This window comes from Ramlibacter montanisoli, from assembly GCF_013087525.1.
Lineage (GTDB): Bacteria > Pseudomonadota > Gammaproteobacteria > Burkholderiales > Burkholderiaceae_C > Ramlibacter > Ramlibacter montanisoli.
Map to the genome: position 1 here is coordinate 2,096,804 of NZ_JABFCS010000001.1, position 23,502 is coordinate 2,120,305.

The following is a 23,502-nucleotide window of genomic DNA, read 5'->3' on the forward strand; positions in this document are numbered from 1 at the left end:
GAATCAGGTCCAGGGCAAGGCCTCGAGCACCCGCTCCCAGTCGGCGTCGCCCGTTTCGGCCAGGGGCGGCTGCATGGGAGCCACGGCCGGTGCACTGAGCAGGCGCTCGCCGTCCCAGCGCAGGCTGCGGTCGGGCGTGAGCAGGATCCAGCGGCTCGAGGGGTCGCGGGTGGCGAGCCAGCCGCCGACGATCTCGCACACGTAATGCGCGGGCTCGTACCAGGCCACGGCGACGCCCTGGCCCTTCAACTGCAGCAGCCGGAAACTCAGCTTGCCCTTCATCTTCTGGATGTCGCGCCGCACGGCCTGCGCCATCTGCCGCAGCCTGGCCAGGTCGTGGTCGCCGAAGTCGTGCTTGAGCTCCGGCTCGTACACCAGGCGCCACAGGGAGCGGTAGAGCAGGTCGAAGCGATCGGGGTCGCGGTGCAGCACCACCAGCTCGCTCATGCGGATGAAGGACTGCGGGATGATGGCGCGCGCGGCGCGATTGCGGATGGCCGCACGGCCGGCCTCCAGCGGCTCCTCATCCACGGATTGCGCAGGCGCCGCGGTCCACTCGACCTTGTGCGGCGGGACCTGCTGGGCGAGCAGCCGCGTGGCCTCGCTGTGGAAACCGGCAATGTCGACCTGGTGGGACAGCGGGACGTGCACCGAGTGCAATCAGTGAGAAGACGCCAACATTGTGCGCGCCCCGCTTTGGGCGCGGGGCACTTTGTTGCACTTTTTCCGCCCGGCCTTGGAACAAACTGCTGCCGCGCGCCGGCAGCGCTCAGCTCGCCGGCAGGAAGCCCTCGACCGAGAGATAGCGCTCGCCGGTGTCGTAGTTGAAGCCGAGCACGGTCGCGCCCGCCGGGATGTCCTTGAGCTTCTGCGCGATGGCCGCCAGCGTGGCGCCCGAGGAGATGCCCACCAGGATGCCCTCCTCGCGCGCGGCGCGGCGCGCCATCTCGCGCGCGGGCTCGGCATCGACCTGGATCACGCCATCGAGCAGCGAGGTGTCCATGATCTTGGGGATGAAGCCGGCGCCGATGCCCTGGATCGGGTGCGGCGAAGGCTGCCCGCCGGAGAGCACGGGCGATGCCACCGGTTCCACGGCGAACACCTTGAGCTGCTTCCACTGCTGCTTGAGCACCTTGGCGCAGGCCGTGATGTGGCCGCCGGTGCCCACCCGGTGATCAGGTAGTCCACGCCCTGCGGGAAGTCCTCGAGGATCTCGCGCGCGGTGGTGCGCTCGTGCACCTCCACGTTGGCCGCGTTCTCGAACTGCTGCGGGATCCACGAACCTTCCGTCTGCGCGGCCAGTTCCTGCGCGCGCGCGATCGCGCCCTTCATGCCCTTCTCGCGCGGGGTGAGGTCGAAGCTGGCGCCGTAGGCCAGCATCAGCCTACGGCGCTCGACGGACATGCTGTCCGGCATCACCAGCACCAGCTTGTAGCCCTTCACCGCGGCCACCATCGCCAGCCCGATGCCCGTGTTGCCCGAGGTCGGCTCGATGATGGTGCCGCCGGGCTTGAGCTTGCCGCTGCGCTCCGCGTCCTCGACCATCGAGAGCGCGATGCGGTCCTTGATCGAGCCGCCCGGGTTGGAGCGCTCGGACTTGATCCACACCTGGTGGCCGGTTCCGAACAGGCGGTTGATGCGGATGTGCGGCGTACGGCCGATCGTGTCGAGGATGCTGTTGGCCTTCATGGGGACTCTCCTTCGGGAAGGAGGGTATTGTGCCGCCCCACCAGCTGCAGGCAGCGATGGCGCAGCGCGAGCACGCACGCCGCGTGGCGGTCGCGCCGGGCGGCCAGCTGCGCGAGTCCATCGGCCGTGCCGCCGGACTGCCCCTGCCACAGCAGGTGCATCAGCTCCGCATGCGCGATCAGCAGTTCGACCCATTGCAGGCCGGCCACCGGCAGCGCGTTGCTGTACATGCGGATCGTCTCCACCTGCTCGCCCACGCTGCGATACAACGCCATGTCCGGCCAGCCCGCGACCATGGCGGCCGCGTCCCTGTCGTAGGGATCGAGGGCCGCGGCCAGCTGCAGGGCGATGGCGTCGAGGGCGGGAGCTTGCGATGCGGACATTGGCGCCAGTTTACGCAGCGCCGACTGCACGATCCCAGGAAAACCGCCTATGGATTCCAAAAAATCCTGGCAGCAGTCCGCGGACAGCGCCAATGTACGGATTCGTACTCAGGCGAACAGCGTCTTGTGCTGCTCGCGCAGCAGGTTCTTCTGCACCTTGCCCATGGTGTTGCGCGGCAATTCCTGCACCACGAAACAGCGTTTCGGGATCTTGAAATTGGCGAGCTGGGACTTCAGCGTGGACAGCAGCTGGTCGGCCTCGATCGCCGCACCCGGTTTCGGGATCACCACCGCCACGCCAACCTCGCCGAAGTCCGGGTGCGGCACGCCGACCACCGCGCTCTCCGCCACGCCGGGCATGTCGTTGATGTAGCCTTCGATCTCCGCCGGGTACACGTTGTAGCCGCCGCTGATGATCAGGTCCTTGCTGCGCCCGACGATGGTGACGTAGCCGCGCTCGTCGATCTTGCCGACGTCGCCGGTCTTGAACCAGCCGTCGGCGGTGAACTCTTCCTTCGTCTTCTCGGGCATGCGCCAGTAGCCCTTGAACACGTTGGGGCCCTTCACCTGGATGCCGCCGATCTCGCCCGCCGGCACTTCCTTGCCCTGGTCGTCGCGCACGCGCACGCCCACGCCGGGCAGCGGGAAGCCGACGGTGCCGCCGCGGCGCTCGCCGTCCTTCTCGTCGTAGGGGTTGGAGGTGAGCATGATGGTCTCGCTCATGCCGTAGCGCTCCAGGATGGTGTGGCCGGTGCGTTCCTTCCACTCGTTGAAGGTCTCCAGCAGCAGCGGCGCCGAGCCCGAGATGAACAGGCGCATGTTGCGCGCCACCACCTTGTTCAGGCGCGACTCTGCCAGCATGCGCACGTACAGCGTGGGCACGCCCATGAAGACCGTGGCATCCACCATGCGCTCGATCACCTTCTTCGGGTCGAACTTCGAGAACCAGATGATCTTGCTGCCATTGAGCAGCGCGCCGTGCAGCGCGACGAACAGGCCGTGCACGTGGAAGATCGGCAGCGCGTGGATCAGCACGTCCCCTTCGCGCCAGCCCCAGTAGGTCTTGAGCACTTCGGCGTTGGACAGCAGGTTGCCGTGCGTGAGCATCGCGCCCTTGCTGCGGCCGGTGGTGCCCGAAGTGTAGAGGATGGCCGCGAGGTCGTCGTCGCCGCGCTGCGCCGGCTGGTGCCGGTCGGACTGCCTGGCCGCGCGCTCCAGCAGCGAGCCGTTGCGGTCGTCGCCCAGCGTGAACACGTGCTGCGTGCCGGCCTGGAAGGCGATCTTGCTCACCCAGCCGAAATTGGCCGGGCTGCACACCACCACCGCGGGTTCCGCGTTGCCGACGAAGTATTCGATCTCGGCCTTCTGGTAGGCGGTGTTCAGCGGCAGGAACACGTAGCCGGCGCGCAGCGTGGCGAGATACAGCATCATCGCCTCGACCGACTTCTCCACCTGCACCGCGATGCGCGCGCCCGGCTCGATCCCAAGCGAGTCCAGCAGGTTGGCGATCATCGCCGTGCCGCGCTCCAGGTCGCGCCAGCTGTAGTGCAGGCCGGTTTCGGTCTCGACGGCGACGGCGTCGAGGTCTTGCGGGAAGGCGGCGCGCAGCGCCGCGAACAGGTTGCGGTTTTCCATCTCTGTCGGGGTCCGTCTTAGAAGCGAGGGGTTCTTTTTTCGAGGAAGGCGGAGATGCCTTCGCGGTGTTCGGCGCTGGTGGCGTAGTCGTAGGCGCGCTCCAGCAGGTCGACCGGCGGCGGCGCGTCGGCGGCGCGCCCGGCGACGCGCCGCAGCGTGCGCTTGTTCATGCGCGCCGCCTGCGGCGCGAGCTGGGCGATGCGCTCGGCGGTGGCCTGCACTTCCAGTTCCAGGTTCTCGGGCGGCACGACGCGCTGCAGGAAGCCGCGCGCCTTCATCTCGCGGGCGTCCAGCTGCACCGCCTCGAGCAGCATCTCGCGCAGCGTGGCCTCGCCGGCGACCGCGGCGACCAGCTGCGCCTCGCGCGGCGCCATCGGGAAGCCGAGCCTGGCGATCGGCGCGCCGAAGCGCGCGCCGGTGTTGGCGATACGGATGTCGCAGCAGCAGGCGATCTCCAGGCCCGCGCCCATGCAGGCGCCTTCGATCTGCGCGACCACCGGCACCTCGCAGGCAAGCATGGCCGACAGGCCGCCCCACACGTCCTCTTCATGGAAGCGGCGCAGCGACTCGGGATGGAAGCGGAACTGCGGGTACTCCGCGATGTCGCCGCCGGCGCAGAAGCCGCCGTTGCTGCCGCCCACCACCACGCAGCGCAGCTCGCGCTGGCCCTGGATGGAAAGGAAGGCCTCGCGCAGCTCGCGCCACATGGCGCGCGACATCGCATCGAGCTTGCCGGGGTGCGACAGCGTGACCCGCGCCACGGGGCCCAGCAACGCCAGTCGCACCTGTCCGGCCATCTTCTTCAGTCCGCCTTGACGTTGGAGGCCTTCACGACCTGCGCCCAGCGCTTGATCTCGGCGTCGATGAAGGACGCGAACTGCGGCTGGCTCAGGTTGGGGAACTCGGCACCCTGGTTGGCCCACACGGTCTTGAGGCGTTCCGACTGGATCGCCTTGCGGATTTCCTCGGCCATGCGCGCCTGGATCTCCGGCGGCGTGCCCTTGGGCGCCCACACGCCGTACCAGGTGGTCACGGTGTAGTCCGGCAGGCCCAGCTCGGAGGCGGCCGGGATGTCCGGGAAGGCCGCCACGCGCTTGTTGCCCGCCACCAGCAGTCCCTTGATGCGGCCGCCCTTGATGTGCGCGGCGGAGGAACCCAGGCCGTCGAACATCAGGTCCGCGCTGCCGGTGATCAGGTCCTGCAGGGCCGGGCCGGCGCCGCGGTAGGGGATGTGCGTGATGAAGGTCCTGGTCTGCAGCTTGAACAGCTCGCCGGCCAGGTGGTGCGAAGTGCCGTTGCCGGCCGAGGCGTAGTTGTACTTGCCGGGGCTGGACTTCACCATCGCCAGGAACTCCTTGTAGTCCTTGGCGGGGATGCGCGTCGGGTTGACCACGATCACCTGCGGCACGCGCGCCACCAGCGAGATCGGCACCAGGTCCTTTTGCAGGTCGTAGTCCAGGCGGGGGTAGATCGAGGGCGCGATCGTGTGGTGCACGGCGCCCATGAAGAAGTTGTAGCCGTCCGGTGCCGCGCGCGAGGCGAGCGTGGCGCCCACCGTGCCGCCGGCGCCGCCCTTGTTGTCGATCACCGCTGCTGCTTCGTCTGCTCGGCGAACTGCGCCGCCAGCGGGCGCGCGAACGCATCGGTGCCGCCACCCGCAGGGAAGGGAACGATGATCTGCACGGGCTTGTTGGGCCACGCCGAGGACTGCGCGTGCACGAAGGGCACGGCGGCCGTCGCGCCGGCCGCAGCGGCCACGCGCAGCACGTCGCGCCGGGTCAGGCGGGTGGGTTGCATGTTCTTGTCTCCTAATGAAATGCCGTCTGGAAAAACCGGCTAACGGTACAGATCCTCGATGGCCCCTGCTATCGGGATTTCACCTTGCGACAGCATGGTGCGATGCTTGTCGAGCCGCTTGGGATCGTACAAGTAGTTCACCATGAGGCCGAAAGACTGTTTGATGCCCTTGGTGGACGGATCGCCCGCCCAGTTCAGGCGCTCCACGCGCGCGCCGTTCCCGAGGTGGAAGCGCGCGACCGGGTCGACCGGCTTGCCGTCCTGCAGTTCCTTGCCCAGGTACTGCGCCGCCCACGCGAGCAGCTCGGCCCGCTCGGGCGACTTGGGTCCGAGTTCCAGCGGCTTGTCCCAGGATGCGAGCTTGTCCGCCGGCACCTGCTTGACGAGCCAGGAACGGAAGCCCGGGATCGGCGACAGCGTGGCGAAGGTCTTGAGCTTGGGGAACTCCTCCTTCAGCGTCTCCACCACCCGCTTGATCAGCGAGTCGCCGAAGCTCACGCCGCGCAGCCCGGTCTGGCAGTTGCTGATGGAATAGAAGATCGCGGTGGTCGCCCTCTTCAGGTCCGACGCGGCGGCGTGCTCGTCCAGCAGCGGCGTGATGCAGTCGGAGATGCTGTCGGTGAGCGCCACTTCCACGAAGATCAGCGGGTCGCCATCGAGCTTGGGATGGAAAAAGCCGTAGCAGCGGCGGTCGCTGTCCAGGCGGTTCTTCAGGTCCGCCCAGCTGCGGATGTCGTGCACCGCCTCGTACTTGATCAGCTTCTCGATCAGCGAGGCCGGCGAGTCCCAGGACAGCCGGCGCAGTTCGAGGAAGGCGACGTCGAACCAGGTGGAGAACAGCGTCTCCAGTTCCGCGTCCAGCGCCAGCAGGCGCTTCTCGCCCTTCAGGTGCGGCAGCAACTCGGCGCGCAGGTCCACCAGGAAGCGCATGCCTTCCGGGAAGGCGGCGAAGCGCTGCAGCAGGCGCGTGCGCGGCGACACGAAGGCGCGGCGCAGGCGGATCTCGGCCGCGCCCTCTTCCGGCGTGCCTTGCGCGGCCTCGTACTGTTCGCGCGCGGACTGCAGCTTCTTCGGGTCCGGGCCGAACTGCTCGCTCATGAGCAGCCAGGCATCGTGCCGCTCTTCGGCGCTGGCGCCTCGGTACCAGGTGGCCAGCGCCAGGGCGCGGCGGCCGCCCTCGACCTCGCTCACCTTGGGATCGACCACCGCCTGCAATTCCGCCAGCGTGCGCCGCAGCACGCGCGGCGACAGCGCTTCCTGGCCCTTGCGCCAGGTGGCCTGCAACCGCTCGCGCGTGGTGCGCGAGGAAGGCGGCTGCGACGCGGCACCGGGCACCGCGGACGCGCTGGGCTTGGGCTCGCGGCCCGTGCCGGCGGAGGCTTTCTCGAAGCCGGGGCGCCAGAGGGCGACGCCGCGGGAAATCCAGTCGACTGGGCTCACTTGGGGCCGCCTTTGCACGGAGTTTGGAAAAGGTGTTCGCACATCACGCCAGCCTCGGCCGGTGGGCCCGTGCGAGTTCGCGCAGCGCTTCGCTGGCGCGAGAGATGGGTGCGCATGGCGGCCTCGGCGCCCTCGGGGTCGCGCGCCTTGAGCGCCGCGAACACCGCCAGGTGCTCGGACAGGCTCTGCTCCAGGCGCCCCGGGGCATGCAGCTGCTGCAGCCGGGCGAGCTTCACGATCTTGCGCAGGTCGCTGATCACGCCCGCCAGCCAGCGGTTGCCGGCCAGCGCGATGATCGCCTCGTGGATCGCGAAGTTGGTATCGTAGTACTCGTTGATCCGCTTGGCCTTGGCGTGGCGGCTCAGCTTCTGGTGCATGTCCTCCAGCGTCGCCAGGTCGGCATCGGTGGCATGCTGCGCCGCCTCGAAGGCGCAGCGCCCTTCCAGCAGCGCGATCACCGGGAAGATCTCGTCCAGGTCCTTCTCGGTCACTTCGTTGACGAAGCAGCCCCGGCGCGGCTCGTGCCGCACCAGGCCTTCGGCCGTCAGCACCTTGAGCGCCTCGCGCAGCGGCGTGCGCGAGATCTTCAGCTGCTCGGCCAGCCGCACCTCGTCCAGGAACATGCCCGGCGTGAGCTCCCCGAGAAGATGCGCTCGCGCAGTTGCGCCGCGACTTCGTCGTGCAGGGAGTTGTGGACCAGGCGCATGGAGGGCAGCCGATAATTTTGCGTAATTACGCATAATTATGACCAGGAAAGGCCGATTCGTGTTGCCGGCCAATCTAGGGAATACCCCGGCAGCCGGGGCAGGACGGGCTAGCGCGCCGCCGGCCGGTGGCCCGCGGGTGGCCGGCCGGTGCTGTCCGTGCGGGTTTCCGCCCAGACCCACAGCAGCACCCCGCCCAGGATCATGGGGATGCACAGCCACTGCCCCATGCTCATCTTCAGCGCGACGATGCCCAGGTGGGCGTCCGGCTCGCGGAAGTACTCGGCCGTGAAGCGCGCCACGCCGTACCCGATCAGGAACATGGCCGAGACCTGCGCCTCCTTGCGCTGCCTGCGCGCATAGAGCCACAGGAAGACGAACAGCACGATGCCTTCCAGCAGCAGTTCGTACAGCTGCGAGGGATGGCGCGGCACGCCGGTGCCGCTTTGCGGGAACACCATCGCCCAGGGCAGCTCCGGGTCGGCGGCGCGCCCCCACAGCTCCCCGTTGATGAAGTTGCCCAGGCGCCCGGCCCCCAGGCCCAGGGGCACGCAGGGCGCGATGAAGTCCATCAGCTGCCAGAAGGGCTTGTGGTGGGTGCGCGCGTACCAGATCTGCGAGACGATCACGCCGATCAGCCCGCCGTGGAAGCTCATGCCGCCCTGCCAGACGAACAGGATCTGCAGCGGGTTCGCGAGGTAGAACGCCGGCTTGTAGAACAGGCAGTAGCCCAGGCGCCCGCCGATCACCACCCCGAGCACGCCGATGAACAGCATGTCCTCGATGTCCTTCTTGCTCCAGGCGCCGGGGCCCTGGACCGAGCGGAAGGGCTCGTGCTTCAGGCGCATGTGCGCCAGCAGCATGAACAGGCCGAACGCCAGCAGGTAGGTCAGGCCATACCAGTGGATGGCCACGGGGCCGAGCTGCAGGGCGACGGGATCGATCTTCGGATGCACGAGCATGGCGCGATTGTCGCCCAGGCTCGGGACGGCAGGGGTTGGCGGCGGTGGGGGCGGGCCCCGCCCGCTGGCATACTCGACCTTCTCCCGCACCGACAGCACCGCACCATGGACAAGAAGACCATCCCGATCCGCCCATTGCGCAGCGACAACATCACGCAGGGCAAGTCGCGCGCCCCGAACCGTTCCATGTACTACGGCATGGGCTACAAGGAGACGGACTTCGGCAAGCCGATGGTGGGCGTCGCCAACGGCCACAGCACCATCACGCCCTGCAACAGCGGCCTGCAGAAGCTGGCCGACGCGGCGGTGCGCGGCATCGAGGAGGCCGGCGGCAATCCGCAGATCTTCGGCACGCCGACCATTTCCGACGGCATGGCCATGGGCACCGAAGGCATGAAGTACTCGCTGGTCAGCCGCGAGGTGATCGCCGACTGCATCGAGACCTGCGTGCAGGGCCAGTGGATGGACGGCGTGCTGGTCGTGGGCGGCTGCGACAAGAACATGCCCGGCGGCATGATGGGCATCCTGCGCGCCAACGTGCCGGCCATCTACGTCTATGGCGGCACCATCCTGCCCGGCAAGTGGAAGGGCCAGGACCTGAACATCGTCAGCGTGTTCGAGGCCGTGGGCCAGAACGCCGCCGGCAAGATCAGCGACCAGGAATTGAAGGACATCGAGCAGCACGCGATCCCGGGCACGGGCTCCTGCGGCGGCATGTACACCGCCAACACCATGTCCTCCGCCTTCGAGGCGCTGGGCATGTCGCTGCCCTTCTCCTCCACCATGGCCAACCCGCACGACGAGAAGCAGAACTCGGCCAAGGAATCGGCGCAGGTGCTGATGGAGGCGATCAGGAAGGACCTCAAGCCGCGCGACATCGTCACCAAGAAGGCGCTGGAGAACGCGGTGGCCGTGATCATGGCCACCGGTGGCTCCACCAACGCGGTGCTGCACTTCCTGGCCATCGCGCATGCGGCCGAGGTCGAGTGGACCATCGACGACTTCGAGCGCATCCGCAAGCGCACGCCGGTGCTGTGCGACCTCAAGCCCTCGGGCAAGTACCTCGCGGTGGACCTGCACGAAGCCGGCGGCATCCCGCAGGTGATGAAGGTGCTGCTGAACGCGGGCCTGCTGCACGGCGACTGCATGACGATCACCGGCAAGACCATCGCCGAGACGCTCAAGGACATCCCCGCGCAGCCGCGCAAGGACCAGGACGTCATCCGCACCATCGAGAACCCCATGTACAAGGAAGGCCACCTGGCCATCCTCAAGGGAAACCTCTCGCCCGAAGGCGCGGTGGCCAAGATCACCGGCCTGAAGAACCCCGTGATCACGGGTCCGGCGCGCGTGTTCGACGACGAGCAGTCGGCGCTGCAGGCGATCCTGGACGGCAAGATCAAGGCCGGCGACGTGATGGTGCTGCGCTACCTCGGCCCCAAGGGCGGCCCGGGCATGCCCGAGATGCTGGCGCCCACGGGCGCGCTGATCGGCGCGGGCCTCGGCGAGAGCGTGGGCCTGATCACCGACGGCCGCTTCTCGGGCGGCACCTGGGGCATGGTGGTGGGCCACGTGGCGCCGGAAGCGGCGGCCGGCGGCACCATCGCCTTCGTCAAGGAAGGCGACTCGATCACCATCGATGCGCACCAGCTCAAGCTGCAGCTGAACGTCCCGGACGCGGAGATCCAGAAACGCCGCGCCGGCTGGACCGCGCCCGAGCCGCGCTACACGCGCGGCGTGCAGGCGAAGTTCGCGTTCAATGCGTCGAGCGCGAGCAAGGGCGCGGTCCTGGACCTCTATTGACGCCACCCCCGCGCAGGCGGGGATGACGAAGGCGCTGCTGTCGTCCCCGTCCTACGGCTTCCTTCCGGAGCGCTGCCTACGATGAGGTCTTTGGCAGGGAGGTCTTCATGGAGACGCTTTCCGTCTGGCGCGGCACGGCAGCGCCCACCGGCTACGCCATGCTGCAGGGGGACTTCACCGCCGACGTGCTGATCATCGGCGGCGGGATCACCGGTGTCACGCTGGCCGACCTGCTGGCCGAACAGAAGACCGCGAACAAGCCCAAGGTGGTGCTGCTGGAAGCGGGCGAGCTGGGGTGCGCCGCCACCGGCAATTCCACGGGCAACCTGTACGAGACCGTCTCCGGCGGCATGCGCGAGATCGTTTCGCGCTGGGGCGCGGAGGTCGCGCGCCAGGTCGCCAACGAGCGGCGCGGCGCGGTCGCCTTCATCGAGGAGCGCAGCCGTTTGCTGGGAGACGTGGGCTTCCGCCGCTGCCCGCTGGTGCAGTGGGCCGATGCCGCGAACAACGAGGCGCTGCAGAAGGAATACGACGCGCTGCGCGCGGCCGGCTGCGCGGTGGACCGCGGCGGCTCCATCCCCGCGCCATTGCCGCCCGCGGAAGGCGACGTGCTGGTGCTGCGCGACCAGGCACAGTTCCAGCCGCAGGCCTATGTCGTCGCCATGGCGCGCCGGGCCGCCGAGGCCGGCGCGGTGATCCACGAGCATTCGCGCGTGCTCGAACTGGACACCAAGGCCAGGCGTGCCGTCACGGCCACCGGCTCGGTGACGGCGAAGGAAATCGTGATGGCGACGCACACGCCGCTGGGCGTGCACCTGGTGCACACCGAGATGCCGGTGCACCGCGAATACGGAATCGCCTTCGAGTGGGCCGGAGAAGCGCCGCCCGGCCCCGGCACCTGGTGGTGGAAGGCGACCGATCGCCTGTCGATCCGCACCACGCAGCATGGTGGCCGCCACTACCTGGTCTGCGTCGGGCAGGAGCACAAGGTGGGCATCCACAACGCTACCGCGGGCCTGCTGGCGCTGGAGCAGCTGGCCAGGAAGCATTTCGGCGACCGGCCGGTCACGCATCGCTGGTCCGCGCAGAACTACCGCGGCGCCGACGCCCTGCCCTACATCGGCCGCAACCATTCGGACTGCTTCATCGCCACCGGCTTCGCCACCGACGGCCTCGTCTGGGGCACGGTGGCGGCCCGCCTGGTCGCCGCGGAGCTGCTCGGGCACAAGGCCTCGTTCGCGGAGCTGGTGAAGCCGGGACGGCTCTCGCCCCTGAAGGGCGGCAAGAACATCCTGGAGGAGAACGTGCTGGTGGTGAAACAGCTGGTGAAGGACTACCTGACGAAACGCCAGGACGAGAAGCTGTCCTCGCTCAAGCCGGGCGACAGCGCGATCGTGGACGCCGAGGGCGAGACCTTCGCGGCCTGGCGGTCGCCGGACGGGGAGCTGTTCGCGGTGTCCAACGTCTGCACCCACGTGGGCTGCAAGGTGCACTGGAACAGCGTGGAGACCAGCTGGGACTGCCCCTGCCACGGCAGCCGGTTCCGGCCGGACGGCACGGTGATCGAGGGTCCGGCGATCCGGCCGCTGAAACGGAAGGAGGCGCCGCCCCTGGGGGACGGCTGAAGCCGGCTCAGCGCCGGCCGGATTTCTTGGTGCCCAGGCCGAGCTGTTCGCGGCTCTTGTCGATGCGCGCCTGGCGGCGCGCGTTCTCGCGCTCGACGGCCTTGCGCTTGGTGTAACCGGACCAGTCGGCCCAGGCCCACCAGGCCACCGCCAGGGCGAACGGGGACAGCACGCCCCACCAGGACCACTGGGCCGGCGGGCCGATTTCCAGGTACTTCATGGCCAGCAGGATGATGCCCAGTCCGAGCAGATACATTCGTCCCTCCAGGTTGCAATTCCAGTCCGCCGGGCGGGGTCAACGCCCAGCCGTACAATGGCGTTGAAGCACTGTAACTCAACGAGGACGCATCACCATGAAACGAGCCCTGTTTGCGCTGGCTGCCCTGGCCGCCATCTCCGCGCCGGCTCTGGCCGACCAGGCGCTGGCCACCGCCAAGAACTGCATGGCCTGCCACGCCACCGACAAGAAGCTGGTCGGCCCGGCCTACAAGGAAGTCGCCATCAAGTACGCGGGCCAGAAGGACGCCGTGGACAAGCTGGCCGTCAAGATCATCAAGGGCGGCTCCGGCGTCTGGGGTCCCGTCCCCATGCCCGCCAACGCCCAGGTCAGCGAAGCCGAAGCCAAGAAAGCTGGCTTCCTGGGTGCTGACCCAGAAGTAAGCCCCGGGATCTTTCCCACGGCACGAAGGCCTGCGCGAGCAGGCCTTTTTTCTTGCCGCTGCGCTAGGCTCCTGCTCCATGGACATGCTGCTCGACCCGAACATCTGGATCGCCTTTTTCATGCTCACCGCGCTGGAGATCGTGCTGGGCGTCGACAACATCGTCTTCATCTCCATCCTGGTCGGGCGGCTGCCGCCGGAGCAGCGCACCCGGGCCACCCGGCTCGGCCTGGGCTTTGCGATGCTCACGCGGCTGGGGCTGCTGTTCTCCCTCAGCTGGGTGATGGACCTGACCAACCCCCTGTTCACGCTCCTGGGCCGCGGCTTCAGCGGCCGGGACCTGGTGCTGTTGGCAGGGGGCCTCTTCCTGCTGTGGAAGGCATCGCACGAGATCTTCGTGGAGGTGGAGGCGCGGGAGGAGCAAGGCACGGCGTCGCAGGCGCGCTGGCGTGCCGGCGGCGCGGTGTTCTGGAGCATCATCGGCCAGATCGCGATCATCGACATCGTGTTCTCGCTCGACTCGGTGATCACCGCCGTCGGCATGGTCGATGAACTGCCGGTGATGGTGGCCGCGGTGGTGGCGGCGGTGGCGATGATGATGTTCGCGGCGCGGCCGGTGGGCAACTTCGTGCAGAACCATCCCTCGGTGAAGGTGCTCGCCCTGGCCTTCCTGGTGATGGTGGGCATGGCGCTCACCGCGGAAGCCTTCGCCTTCCACGTGCCCAAGGGCTACATCTACGCCTCGATGGCGTTCTCGCTGGTGGTGGAAATGCTGAACATCCGGGCCCAAAGAAACGCCGCGCGTTGCGCGCGGCGGCTTGAAGGCCTGTTGGGGTGCGCTGCGCGCAGCCCAACCTACCGGGAATCACCCGATCAATTGCTTTCAGACAATTGATCGAGGATTGCGGGGTTTTCCAGCGTCGTGATGTCCTGCGTGATCTTCTCGCCCTTGGCGACGCTGCGCAGCAGGCGGCGCATGATCTTGCCGGAGCGGGTCTTGGGCAGGTTCTCGCCGAAGCGGATGTCCTTGGGCTTGGCGATCGGGCCGATTTCCTTGGCCACCCAGTTGCGCGCTCGTTGGCGATCTTCTTGGCTTCCTCGCCGGTGGGGCGCGGGCGCTTGAGGACCACGAAGGCGCACACGGCCTCGCCGGTCAGGTCGTCGGGACGGCCCACCACGGCGGCTTCGGCCACCAGGTCGGTCTTGGACACCAGCGCCGATTCGATCTCCATCGTGCCCAGGCGGTGGCCCGACACGTTCAGCACGTCGTCGATGCGGCCGGTGATGCGGAAGTAGGCCGTCTTGGCGTCACGCACCGCGCCGTCGCCGGCCAGGTACAGCTTGCCGCCCATTTCCTCGGGGAAGTAGCTCTTCTTGAAACGCTCGGGGTCGTTCCAGATCGTGCGGATCATGGACGGCCAGGGGCGCTTGATCACCAGCATGCCGCCGGAGCCGTTGGGGATGTCGTGGCCGGCCTCGTCGACGATGGCGGCCATGATGCCCGGCAGGGGCAGCGTGCAGGAGCCCGGAACCGTCGGCGTGGCGCCCGGCAGCGGGGTGATCACGTGGCCGCCGGTCTCGGTCTGCCAGAAGGTGTCGACGATCGGGCAGCGCTCGCCGCCCACATTGCGGTGGTACCACATCCAGGCTTCGGGGTTGATCGGCTCGCCCACCGTGCCCAGGATGCGCAGCGTGGACAGGTCCCAGTTCTTCGGGTGCACCTTCTCGTCGGTCTCGGCCGCCTTGATCAGCGAGCGGATCGCGGTGGGCGCCGTGTAGAACACGCTGACCTTGTGCTTCTCGATCATCTGCCAGAAGCGGCCGGCGTGCGGGAAGGTCGGGATGCCTTCGAAGATCACCTGCGTGGCGCCGGCCGCCAGCGGGCCGTAGGCGACGTAGGTGTGGCCGGTGATCCAGCCGATGTCGGCCGTGCACCAGAACACGTCCTTGGCGGTGATGTCGAAGGTCCAGTCCATGGTCAGCTTGGCCCACAGCAGGTAGCCGCCGGTGGAATGCTGCACGCCCTTGGGCTTGCCGGTGGACCCCGAGGTGTAGAGGATGAACAGCGGGTGCTCGGCGCCCACGGGCTCCGGCTTGCACTCGGTGGACTGGCCCTTGAGCACTTCGTCGAAGCTCTTGTCGCGGCCGCCGACCATCTTGCAGGCGGTGGGCGTGCGCATGTAGACCAGCACGCTCTTGATCGTGTCGCAGCCGCCCATGTCGAGCGCCTCGTCGACGATGGACTTCAGGCCCAGTTCCTTGCCGCCGCGCATCTGGAAGTTGGCGGTGATGACGGCCACGGCGCCGGCGTCGATGATGCGTTCCTGCAGCGACTTGGCGGAGAAGCCGCCGAACACCACGCTGTGGGTGGCGCCGATGCGGGCGCAGGCCTGCATGGCGATCACGCCTTCCACGCCCATGGGCATGTAGACGATGACGCGGTCGCCCTTCCTGATGCCCTGCGCCTTGAGCGCGTTGGCGAACTGGCTCACCTTGGCCAGCAGTTCCTTGTAGGTGACCTGCGTGACCTTGCCGTCGTCGGACTCGAACACGATGGCGGTCTTGTTCTCCACCGGCGTGCCGACGTGCTTGTCCAGGCAGTTGGCGCTGGCGTTCAGCTCGCCGTCCTCGAACCACTTGTAGAACGGCGCCTCGGACTCGTTCAGGGTCTTGGTGAAGGGCTTGGTCCACTTCACGTTCTCGCGCGCCAGGCGCGACCAGAAGCCTTCGAAATCCGTCTCCGCTTCCTTGCACAGGGCCTGGTAGGCGGCCATGCCGGAAATGCGCGCGGCCTTGACGGTCGCCTCGGTGGGGGGAAGACGCGGTTCTCGACCAGGACCGACTCGATGGCGCTCATTTGCTTTGTCTCCGGAGAAAGGTGAATGCGGCGGTAATGTCAGTTTTGGCACTTACAAGCCACTGACTGGCGCGGGACTTACAGGCAGCGCCCAATCTACGCCCGCCGGGCCGGAAACTACAATCGCGCGGACCCGTAGAAACCCACTCCATGCGAAAAGAACCCGTCCTCGGCACCGCCTCCCCCTGCGCCCCCTCCCCAACCTGATCTTCGCCAGCCGCTGGCTGCAACTGCCCCTGTACCTGGGCCTGATCGCGGCGCAGGCGGTGTACGTGGTGCACTTCCTGCTGGAACTGCTGCACCTGGTGGAAGCGGCCGCCGGCAGCCAGGCGGCGCTGCAGCAGCTGATTTCCAGCATCGGTTACAAGACCACCACCCAGATCACCTCGCTGAACGAGACCATCATCATGCTGGTGGTGCTGGCGCTGATCGACGTGGTGATGATCTCCAACCTGCTGATCATGGTGATCGTAGGCGGCTACGAGACCTTCGTGAGCCGGATGAACCTGGAGGGCCATCCCGACCAGCCCGAGTGGCTGAGCCACGTGAATGCCTCGGTGCTGAAGGTGAAGCTGGCCACCGCCATCATCGGCATCTCCTCGATCCACCTGCTCAAGACCTTCATCAACGCCGAGAACTACTCGGACAAGGTGCTGATCGCCCAGACGGTCATCCACATCACCTTCCTGCTGTCCGCCATCGCCATCGCGTACACGGACAAGCTGATGTCCGCCCCGGCGCACCGCAACACCGAAGTGCTCTGAGCGGCCGGCCTTCCCGCCGCAAAGTGTCGACGATTCGCGTGACAACGTCGACAGGATTCCTATAATTGCCGACATCGCCGCCCCGGCGGCGGTGCCGCCCCGCCCATGAACGCCGTCCCCCATCACCACCGCCGAAGGCCTGTCCCGCAGCATCGCGGAACAGCTCAAGCAGGCGATCTACGCGGGCGAATACAAGGCGGGCGACCGGCTGAACGAGGCGGCGCTGGCGGTGCGCATGGGCACCAGCCGGGGCCCGATCCGCGAGGCGATCCGCATCCTGACCGGCACCGGCCTGGTCACGCCGGTGGTCAACCGCGGGGTGTTCGTGCGCAAGGTCTCGATCCAGGAGATGCTGGAGATCTACGACCTGCGCGCGCTGGTCTTCGGCTTCGCCGCGGAACGCGCCTGCGAGCACGTCACGGACGCCGACCGCGCCAATTTCGAATCCTTGCTGGAAGGCATGGACCAGGCCGCGCAGGCGGGCGACAGCGGCCTGTACTACGACCTCAACGTGCAGTTCCACGCGCTGGTGCTGGCGCTGTCCCGCAGCCAGCGGGCGCACCAGCTGTACGACAGCTACGTGAAGGAACTGCACCTGTACCGGCGGCAGAACTTCAACGCGCCGGGCAACATGCGGCGCTCGAACGTGGAGCACCGGAAGATCTTCGAGGCGATCTCGAAGGGGAATGCAGCGAAGGCCAAGCAGTATGCCGAGGAGCATATCCAGGCGGGGCGGCAGCGGCTGCTGGCGCTGGCGGATTCGTAGGTTGGTGGTGAGCCGAAGGCGAACCCCAGCGCTTTCGCGCATCGCTGGGGTTCCTGCGTCACCCCAGCCTACAGGTTGCCGATCACCGCGCGCGTGAAGCTCTCCGTGTTCCCGTAGCCGCGAATATCCCCCGTCCGCGCCTTCCCATCCCCCAGCGCCGCTGTCAGGCCCTTCTCCATGCTGCCCGCCGCCGCCACGGCCTCGGCGATGCCCTTCCTGCGCCCCAGCCAGTCCAGCAGCATCCGCGTCGAATCCACCATCGCGTAGGGATTGGCGATGCCCTTCCCCGCAATATCCGGGGCCGAGCCGTGCGTGGCCTGCGCCATCGCGAAGTCGCCGTCGCCGATGCACAGGCCGGGTGCCATGCCCAGGCCGCCCACCAGCCCCGCGGCCTCGTCGGTGAGGATGTCGCCGAACATGTTGGTGGTGACCACCACGTCGAAGTTCTGCGGGTCGCGCACCAGGCGCATCGCCATGGTGTCCACGATCACCTCGTTGACCCTCACGTCGGGGAAGTCCTTCGCGGCCTTCAGGCACTCCTCCACGAACATGCCGCAACCGAGCTTGAACACCGTGTTCTTGTGCACCACGGTCAGCAGCTTGCGCCTGCTGCGCGCGAGCGCCAGCGCCACGCGCGCGACCCGTTCGCTGCCCTTGCGCGTGATGACGCGCACCGAGATCGTCATGTCCTCGCTCGGGCGGAACTCGCCCGAGCCGGCCACCACGTTGCGGTCCGGCTGGAAGCCTTCGTTGTTCTCGCGCACGATCACCAGGTCCACGTCGTCGCGCAGACAGCCGATGTCGGGATAGGAGCGCGTGGGCCGCACGTTGGCGAACAGGTTGAAGTGCTTGCGCATGATCGGGTGCGGGTTGATCGCGCCCGGCCCCTTCGGGTAGTCGCGGTGGCCGATCGGACCCAGCACGAAGCCGTCCATCTTCGCCAGCGTCTCCAGCGTGCCGGCGGGCAGCGTGGAGCCGTGCGTGTCGAGCGCGCGCCGGCCGACCGGCATCGGCTTCCATTCGATGCGCAGGCCGTGCTTCTCGGCGGCGGCCGACGCGATCTGCACGGACGCCGGCACCACTTCGTGGCCGATGTCGTCGCCTTCGAGCACGCCGAGGATCAGGTGGGGATTTTTCATGCGTGTGCGTCGTTCCGGCGCGCCAGCGCCATCCGCGCCGCGATGCGCAGCGCCTGTTCCAGCGCGCCGGTGTCGGCCCTGCCCTCGCCGGTGATGTCGAAGGCCGTGCCGTGGGCGGGCGTCGTGTACACGGTGCGCAGGCCGGCGGTCACGGTCACGCCCTTGTTGAACCCGAGCAGCTTGGTCGCGATCTGGCCCTGGTCGTGGTACATCATCACCACGCCTTCGTACTCGCCCTTGAGGGCCTTCAGGAAGATCGTGTCGGAGGAGATGGGGCCGCTGACGGCGATGCCCTCCTCCGCCAGCAGCCGCACCGTCGGCGCGATCAGCCGGATCTCCTCGTCGCCGAACAGGCCGCCTTCGCCGCAGTGCGGGTTGAGCGCGGCCACGCCGATGCGCGGGCGCGCGTGGCCGGCGGCGCGCAGGCTGCGGTCGGCCAGCCGCACGGCGGCGGCGATGCGCTCGGGCGTGACCAGTTCCAGCGCCTGCCGCAGCGCCACGTGCGAGGTGACGCGGAAGGTGGAGAACTGCTCGATGACGTTCATCTCGCCGAAGAAGCCCTGGTGCCCGTTCCAGGCCGCGAACATCTGGTGCTCGTCGTGGTACTTCCAGCCGCCGCGGTGCAGCGCCGCCTTGTTCAGCGGCGCGAAGGTGATGCCTTCCAGCTCGCCCTGCAGCGCGAGCTCCGTCATGTGGTGCAGGGTCTCGCCGGCGAGCCGCCCGGCATCGGGCGAGACCTCGCGGCGCGTCAGCTTCGCGGGATCGACGTTGCCCAGGTCCACCAAGGGGATCTCGTCGAGCGACCAGTCGATCGCCGCCACGCTGCGGTAGGCGCGCCAGGCCGGCTGCACGCGCGCGTCCCGGCAGCCCATCTCCAGCACGCGGGCGTCGCCGATCACCGCGATGCGGGCCACGTCCTGCAGCCTGCCACTGGCGAGCAGCTTCGCGCTGATCTCGGGGCCGATGCCGGTGGGGTCACCGAGCATCAGGCCGAGGATGGGCTTCATGCGACCAGTGCGTTCGTCAGCGCCGAAATCGAAGGCAGCGACTCCAGGTCGCGCACCATCGCCACCACTTCCTCCGCGCGCGCCTTGGAGAACTTGGCGAACTCGGCGTTCTCGCGGAACTTGTCGGCCACCTCGTTGTAGCTCATGGGCATGGCGGGGCTGCCCTTGCCGAAGTCGGCGCGGCCGGAGATCTTGCGGCCGCCGGCCAGCTCGATGTCGATGAGCGTGGTCATCTTGTGGTATCCGGCGGCTTCCGCTTCCTTGTCCACCACGAAGTCGACCTTCTCGATCATCTTCTGCACGTCGGGGCGCAGCACGACTTCGTCCGTGAACTCGTTGAGGCCAGCGCGGCCTTCGATCAGCAGGATCGCCATGCAGAACTCCATGGAGAACTTGGCCTGCAGCTCGTTGGTCGGGCGGTGGTGGATCAGCGCGTTGGGCATGTTGTGGTTGGTGCCCACGCGCACGCGCACCACGTCCTTGGCCTGGATGCGGTGCTCGCGGATCAGGCGCAGCATCTCGGTCATGCCGGGGTGCGTGAGCGAGCCGCTCGGATGCGGCTTGATCGACACGCCCGGCTCGGCGAAGGTCCAGGGCCTGCCCAGGCGGCCGGCGATCGCGTTGGCGTCGTAGCCGCCGCCGGCGGCGCTGAAGAAGCCGCGCGGCGCTTCCAGGATCCTGTCGGTCGCGGTCCAGCCGTAGCCGGCGAACTGCGCCGCCGCCACGCCGCTTTCCGAGGAGCGGCCGGCGTGGAAGGGCTTGGTCATGGTGCCGAAGTTCTCGCGCAGGCCGGCCGACTGGCTGCCGGCGATCGACAGCGCGCGGCAGGTCGCCTCCTCGCTCAGGCCCATCAGCTTCGAGGCCGCGGCGGCGGCGGCAAAGGTGCCGCAGGTGGCGGTCGAATGGAAGCCGGTCTGGTAGTGCCGCGGGTTGATCGCCTCGGAGATCTTGCACTCGACCTCCACGCCCAGGTGGTAGGCCAGCATGGCCTGCGCGCCGCTGGCGCCGGTGGCTTCGGCAACGGCCAGGGCCGCGGGCAGCGCCGGTGCGGTGGGGTGCGTGAGCAGCCCGTACACCCGGTCGGTGGCCACCGCGAGCTGCGTGTCGTCGTAGTCGTCGGCGTGGATGCCCACGCCATTGGCGAAGGCGGCGAAGCGCGGCGCGACCTTCAGGCGCGTGCCGATCACGGTGGAGGGACCGGTGCCCAGGTTCAGCTCCCCCAGGTGCTTGCGCACCAGCGCGCCGCAGTGGCTGGCACCGCCGGACAGCGCCAGCCCGAGGCCGTCCAGGATGGACTTCTTGCCGAGCCCCACCACGTCCTGCGGCAGGTCGGCCAGCTTGGTGCCGCAGATGAAGTCGGAAACGTAGTGCGTCAGGTGTTCCGCGGCCTGCTGCTGGATGATGCTCACTTCTTGGCTCCTCGTTGTGTCGGTGTTGGCGGAAAGCTTGCGGATTCAGTGCGCGAGCGCGCGGCAGTTCTCGGGCGCCAGGTGCAGCCACACCGGCGAGCCGGCGGGGATGCTGGTCGTCGAAGGCGTCACCGCGCGCACGGTCTCGCCGTCAGCCAGCTGCACCAGGTAGTCACGGTGCGAGCCCAGGTAGATCTGCCGCGTCACCGTGCCCTGCACGCCATTGGTGGGCCCGGTGGGCGCGCGGTCGCTCAGGTGCACGTCGTGGTGGCGCACCGAGACGGCGGTGTCGCCCTCGCCGGCGAACTCCCCGAGCCGCAGCGCAGGAGCAGGCCGTTGCCGCAGGCCACGCCGTCCGATCGGTCCCAGCGGCCCTTGAAGATGTTGGTGCCGCCTATGAAGCGCGCCACGAACTCGGTGCGCGGCCGCTGGTAGATGTCCTCGGGCGTGCCGGCCTGCTCGATCACGCCCAGGTTCATCACCACGATCATGTCGGCCGTGGTCATGGCCTCGGACTGGTCGTGCGTGACGTACACCGTGGTGTAGCGGAACTTGTCGTGCAGCCGGCGGATCTCGAAGCGCATCTCCTCGCGCAGGTTGGCGTCCAGGTTGGACAGCGGCTCGTCCAGCAGCAGCGTCTCGGGCTCCACCACCAGCGCGCGCGCCAGCGACACGCGCTGCTGCTGGCCGCCGGACAGCTCGCCGGGATAGCGCGGCGCCAGCTGCGACAGCTTGGTGGCGGCCAGGATGGTGTCGGCGCGCTGCTGCGCGTCGGCCTTGGTCAGGCCGCGCAGCTTCAGGCCGTAGGTGACGTTCTCCATCACCGTCATGTGCGGCCACAGCGCGTAGCTCTGGAAGATCATCGACATGTTGCGCCGCTCGGGCGCCTCGGTGTCGCCGGGCGCCGAGACGCGCCGGCCGCCGACGCGGATCTCGCCGCCGTCGGGCTCGAGGAAGCCGGCGATCAGCCGCAGCGTCGTGGTCTTGCCGCAGCCGGAAGGGCCCAGCAGGCAGACCAGCTGCCCCTTCTCCACCCACAGCGACACCTCCTTGACCACCGCCGCCGTGCCGTAGTGCTTGGTCAGGCCTTTCAGTTCCAGGAATCCCATGCGTTCTCGTGGGTTGGTTAACGGAGCACCGGCACCCGCTGGTTGCCCAGCACCGGCAGGCGGTTGGCGATGATCACCACCGTGAAGGACACGACCAGCAGCATGATCCCCAGCACGGAGATCGCGCCCATGTCGCCGCTTTCGTTCAGGTCGTAGATGACCACCGACACCAGCTTGGTGTTGGCCGTGGTCAGCAGGATGGTGGCGGAGAGTTCGCGGATGGTGCCGATGAACACGAAGCACCAGGTGGCGATGACCGAGGTGCGCAGCAGCGGCGCGGTGATCAGGCGCAGCGTCTTCAGGCGCGAGGCGCCCAGGATGCGGCTGGCATCCTCCAGCTCCGGATGGATGCCGTGGAAGGCGGCCGACATCTGCTGGTAGCCCGCCGGCATTTCGATGGTGAGGAAGGCGATCAGCAGGATCCACAGCGTGCCGTACAGCATCAGCTGCGGATGCGAGTAGGTCAGGAACATGCCCACGCCCAGCACGATGCCGGGGATGGCCACCGGCGCGGTGGCCAGCATGCCCAGCGCGCCGGCGCCGCGCACCGGCGCACGCGAGACCATGTAGGCCGCCACCAGCGCGAGCCCCGTGCCTATCGTGGCCGTGGAGAAGCCGAGCAGGAAGGTGTTCCACATCGCCTTGCGCGTGGCGGAGAACTCGAAGAACACGAAGTTGAAGTTGTGCAGCGTGAGCGTCGCCCAGGTCAGCGGCTCCGACACGTTGCGCGTCAGCGCGGTCTTCAGCAGCGCCATGTAGGGCAGGATCACGGTGAGCGAGAGCACGAACACCGCGAAGGCGACGCCGGCGATCTTCCAGCGGCCCATCTTCAGGATGCGCGGCTCGCCGCTCTTGCCGCCCAGCACGGTGTAGCCCTTGCGGCCCAGGATCCAGCTCTTGCCCTGCAGCAGCAGCACCGTGATCAGCAGCAGCGGCAGCGCCGCGGCGGCCGCCAGCCCCGGCTTGGGCGGGAACTGGAACAGGCTCCAGATCTTGGTGGTGATGACGTGGAAGCCGGCCGGCAGCGCCAGGATGGCGGGCGAGCCGAACATGGTCAGCGCCTGCAGGATCGCGATCAGCGAGCCGGCCAGCATCGCCGGCAGCACCAGCGGGATCGTGATCTTGCGCAGCGTGGTCCAGCGCGCGCGCCGAGGATGGACGAGGCGTCTTCCAGGTCCGAAGGCACGCGGTCCAGCCCGTTGGCCACCAGCGTGAAGACGTAGGGGAAGGTGTAGCAGGAGATGGCGAACACCAGCCCGGGAAAGCTGTAGATATTGAGCAGGGGCGCGTCATACGGCTGGCCGCCGGCGAGGTAGCGGTAGAAGACGTTGATCAGGCCGCTGTTGGGCGCGGCCAGGATCTCCCAGGCGATCGCGCCCAGGAAGGGCGGCGTCACGAAGGAGGCCGTGACCAGCGCCCGCACCAGCCGGCGCCCGGGCAGGTCGGTGCGCGCCACCAGCCAGGCCAGCGGCGTGGCGACGGCGCAGGACAGCACGCCGACGCCCAGCGCCATGGCGATGGCGATGGCGAAGGGCCGCCGCAGCGTGGCGTCGGTGACCAGGGTCGCGAAGTTGGCCAGCGTGAGCTGGCCGTCCTTGTCCACCAGCGCGTAGTACAGCAGCCACGCGAGCGGCAGCACCACCAGCACGGCCAGGATCGCGGCCAGCGCGTAGAACGCCGGCCGGACCAGGTCGATGCGGAAAGGAGCCTTGGCGAGCGATTCGGCAGCGGGAACGGCAACCGTCATCGCGTCC

General features: G+C 68.3%; 19 protein-coding genes and 5 pseudogenes. 6 read left to right on the plus strand and 18 right to left on the minus strand.

Going from position 1 to position 23,502, the window contains the following annotated elements; translation table 11 throughout:
- Positions 1 to 3: 3 nt before the first annotated feature.
- From HK415_RS10400 to lgt, 9 genes and pseudogenes are all read right to left on the minus strand, one after another.
- Positions 4 to 651, minus strand: a complete 648-nt coding sequence (locus HK415_RS10400; protein ID WP_171558733.1) for a DUF4130 domain-containing protein — start codon at positions 649 to 651, stop codon at positions 4 to 6.
- Between the two features lie 118 nt (positions 652 to 769).
- A pseudogene (gene cysK / locus HK415_RS10405) lies at positions 770 to 1,689 on the minus strand (cysteine synthase A).
- Positions 1,686 to 2,072, minus strand: a complete 387-nt coding sequence (locus tag HK415_RS10410; protein WP_171558735.1) for a hypothetical protein — start codon at positions 2,070 to 2,072, stop codon at positions 1,686 to 1,688. The pseudogene cysK and the gene HK415_RS10410 overlap by 4 nt, the downstream one beginning before the upstream one ends.
- 108 nt (positions 2,073 to 2,180) lie before the next feature.
- Complete coding sequence (locus tag HK415_RS10415; RefSeq protein WP_171558737.1) at positions 2,181 to 3,707, minus strand: malonate--CoA ligase; 1,527 nt, start codon at positions 3,705 to 3,707, stop codon at positions 2,181 to 2,183.
- 17 nt (positions 3,708 to 3,724) lie between these two features.
- The gene (locus tag HK415_RS10420) at positions 3,725 to 4,504 is read right to left on the minus strand and encodes an enoyl-CoA hydratase/isomerase family protein (RefSeq protein WP_171558739.1); all 780 of its coding nucleotides are present in this window, start codon (positions 4,502 to 4,504) and stop codon (positions 3,725 to 3,727) included.
- A 5-nt stretch (positions 4,505 to 4,509) separates the two neighbouring features.
- Positions 4,510 to 5,504 (minus strand): annotated as a pseudogene (locus HK415_RS10425) (Bug family tripartite tricarboxylate transporter substrate binding protein).
- Positions 5,505 to 5,543: 39 nt separating this feature from the next.
- A complete protein-coding gene (locus HK415_RS10430; RefSeq protein WP_373684566.1) occupies positions 5,544 to 6,944 on the minus strand; it encodes a malonyl-CoA decarboxylase in 1,401 nt (466 codons plus the stop codon).
- A 43-nt stretch (positions 6,945 to 6,987) separates the two neighbouring features.
- A pseudogene (locus HK415_RS10435) lies at positions 6,988 to 7,650 on the minus strand (GntR family transcriptional regulator).
- Between the two features lie 108 nt (positions 7,651 to 7,758).
- Positions 7,759 to 8,610 (minus strand): prolipoprotein diacylglyceryl transferase, encoded by an 852-nt coding sequence (lgt, locus tag HK415_RS10440; protein ID WP_171558741.1) that lies wholly within the window; start codon positions 8,608 to 8,610, stop codon positions 7,759 to 7,761.
- Positions 8,611 to 8,715: 105 nt separating this feature from the next.
- Here lgt and ilvD point away from each other — a divergent pair, with 105 nt between their 5' ends.
- Entirely contained in the window at positions 8,716 to 10,413 is a 1,698-nt protein-coding gene (ilvD, locus tag HK415_RS10445) for a dihydroxy-acid dehydratase (protein ID WP_171558744.1), read from the plus strand.
- Between the two features lie 107 nt (positions 10,414 to 10,520).
- The gene (locus HK415_RS10450; RefSeq protein ID WP_171558746.1) at positions 10,521 to 12,038 is read left to right on the plus strand and encodes an FAD-dependent oxidoreductase; all 1,518 of its coding nucleotides are present in this window, start codon (positions 10,521 to 10,523) and stop codon (positions 12,036 to 12,038) included.
- A gap of 7 nt (positions 12,039 to 12,045) precedes the next feature.
- On the opposite strand, the gene HK415_RS10455 is transcribed toward HK415_RS10450, so the two are convergent.
- Positions 12,046 to 12,294 carry a TIGR04438 family Trp-rich protein gene (locus HK415_RS10455; protein WP_171558749.1) on the minus strand — a complete coding sequence of 83 codons (249 nt, stop codon included), beginning with the start codon at positions 12,292 to 12,294 and terminating at the stop codon, positions 12,046 to 12,048.
- A gap of 97 nt (positions 12,295 to 12,391) precedes the next feature.
- Between HK415_RS10455 and HK415_RS24935 the strand changes: the two are divergent.
- Together HK415_RS24935 and HK415_RS10460 are read left to right on the plus strand one after the other, a co-directional pair.
- Positions 12,392 to 12,698 (plus strand): annotated as a pseudogene (locus tag HK415_RS24935) (c-type cytochrome).
- Between the two features lie 78 nt (positions 12,699 to 12,776).
- The gene (locus tag HK415_RS10460) at positions 12,777 to 13,592 is read left to right on the plus strand and encodes a TerC family protein (RefSeq protein WP_171558751.1); all 816 of its coding nucleotides are present in this window, start codon (positions 12,777 to 12,779) and stop codon (positions 13,590 to 13,592) included.
- Here the strand turns inward: HK415_RS10460 and acs are convergent.
- A pseudogene (gene acs / locus HK415_RS10465) lies at positions 13,571 to 15,554 on the minus strand (acetate--CoA ligase). The gene HK415_RS10460 and the pseudogene acs overlap by 22 nt on opposite strands.
- A gap of 122 nt (positions 15,555 to 15,676) precedes the next feature.
- Between acs and HK415_RS10470 the strand changes: the two are divergent.
- Together HK415_RS10470 and HK415_RS10475 are read left to right on the plus strand one after the other, a co-directional pair.
- Entirely contained in the window at positions 15,677 to 16,318 is a 642-nt protein-coding gene (locus HK415_RS10470; protein ID WP_171563323.1) for a TIGR00645 family protein, read from the plus strand.
- A gap of 151 nt (positions 16,319 to 16,469) precedes the next feature.
- Positions 16,470 to 17,084 (plus strand): GntR family transcriptional regulator, encoded by a 615-nt coding sequence (locus tag HK415_RS10475; RefSeq protein WP_309246825.1) that lies wholly within the window; start codon positions 16,470 to 16,472, stop codon positions 17,082 to 17,084.
- Between the two features lie 68 nt (positions 17,085 to 17,152).
- On the opposite strand, the gene HK415_RS10480 is transcribed toward HK415_RS10475, so the two are convergent.
- From HK415_RS10480 to HK415_RS23905, 7 genes are read right to left on the minus strand one after another with little or no spacing between them, the layout of a single operon-like run.
- Positions 17,153 to 18,223 (minus strand): isocitrate/isopropylmalate dehydrogenase family protein, encoded by a 1,071-nt coding sequence (locus HK415_RS10480; protein ID WP_171558754.1) that lies wholly within the window; start codon positions 18,221 to 18,223, stop codon positions 17,153 to 17,155.
- The gene (locus HK415_RS10485; protein WP_171558757.1) at positions 18,220 to 19,230 is read right to left on the minus strand and encodes a PdxA family dehydrogenase; all 1,011 of its coding nucleotides are present in this window, start codon (positions 19,228 to 19,230) and stop codon (positions 18,220 to 18,222) included. Before HK415_RS10485 ends, HK415_RS10480 begins: the two co-directional genes overlap by 4 nt.
- On the minus strand, positions 19,227 to 20,639 hold the full coding sequence (locus HK415_RS10490) for an MmgE/PrpD family protein (protein ID WP_171558759.1): 1,413 nt from the start codon (positions 20,637 to 20,639) through the stop codon (positions 19,227 to 19,229). The genes HK415_RS10485 and HK415_RS10490 overlap by 4 nt, the downstream gene beginning before the upstream one ends.
- Before the next feature lie 45 nt (positions 20,640 to 20,684).
- On the minus strand, positions 20,685 to 20,915 hold the full coding sequence (locus tag HK415_RS24940; RefSeq protein WP_309246656.1) for a TOBE domain-containing protein: 231 nt from the start codon (positions 20,913 to 20,915) through the stop codon (positions 20,685 to 20,687).
- A complete protein-coding gene (locus tag HK415_RS10495) occupies positions 20,891 to 21,748 on the minus strand; it encodes an ABC transporter ATP-binding protein (protein ID WP_253261840.1) in 858 nt (285 codons plus the stop codon). Before HK415_RS10495 ends, HK415_RS24940 begins: the two co-directional genes overlap by 25 nt.
- Positions 21,749 to 21,765: 17 nt before the next feature.
- Positions 21,766 to 22,854: an ABC transporter permease gene (locus tag HK415_RS23900; RefSeq protein WP_216369766.1), complete on the minus strand. Its 1,089-nt coding sequence runs from the start codon at positions 22,852 to 22,854 to the stop codon at positions 21,766 to 21,768.
- The gene (locus HK415_RS23905) at positions 22,824 to 23,495 is read right to left on the minus strand and encodes an ABC transporter permease (RefSeq protein WP_216369767.1); all 672 of its coding nucleotides are present in this window, start codon (positions 23,493 to 23,495) and stop codon (positions 22,824 to 22,826) included. The genes HK415_RS23900 and HK415_RS23905 overlap by 31 nt, the downstream gene beginning before the upstream one ends.
- Between the last annotated feature and the right edge of the window lie 7 nt (positions 23,496 to 23,502).

Coding starts and splice junctions, on each gene's coding strand:
- HK415_RS10410 (WP_171558735.1), bottom strand. CDS start 2,072: ATGTCCGCATCGCAAGCTCCCGCCCTCGACGCCATCGCCCTGCAGCTG.
- HK415_RS10415 (WP_171558737.1), bottom strand. CDS start 3,707: ATGGAAAACCGCAACCTGTTCGCGGCGCTGCGCGCCGCCTTCCCGCAA.
- HK415_RS10420 (WP_171558739.1), bottom strand. CDS start 4,504: ATGGCCGGACAGGTGCGACTGGCGTTGCTGGGCCCCGTGGCGCGGGTC.
- lgt (WP_171558741.1), bottom strand. CDS start 8,610: ATGCTCGTGCATCCGAAGATCGATCCCGTCGCCCTGCAGCTCGGCCCC.
- ilvD (WP_171558744.1), top strand. CDS start 8,716: ATGGACAAGAAGACCATCCCGATCCGCCCATTGCGCAGCGACAACATC.
- HK415_RS10450 (WP_171558746.1), top strand. CDS start 10,521: ATGGAGACGCTTTCCGTCTGGCGCGGCACGGCAGCGCCCACCGGCTAC.
- HK415_RS10455 (WP_171558749.1), bottom strand. CDS start 12,294: ATGTATCTGCTCGGACTGGGCATCATCCTGCTGGCCATGAAGTACCTG.
- HK415_RS10460 (WP_171558751.1), top strand. CDS start 12,777: ATGGACATGCTGCTCGACCCGAACATCTGGATCGCCTTTTTCATGCTC.
- HK415_RS10480 (WP_171558754.1), bottom strand. CDS start 18,223: ATGAAAAATCCCCACCTGATCCTCGGCGTGCTCGAAGGCGACGACATC.
- HK415_RS10485 (WP_171558757.1), bottom strand. CDS start 19,230: ATGAAGCCCATCCTCGGCCTGATGCTCGGTGACCCCACCGGCATCGGC.
- HK415_RS10495 (WP_253261840.1), bottom strand. CDS start 21,748: ATGGGATTCCTGGAACTGAAAGGCCTGACCAAGCACTACGGCACGGCG.
- HK415_RS23905 (WP_216369767.1), bottom strand. CDS start 23,495: ATGACGGTTGCCGTTCCCGCTGCCGAATCGCTCGCCAAGGCTCCTTTC.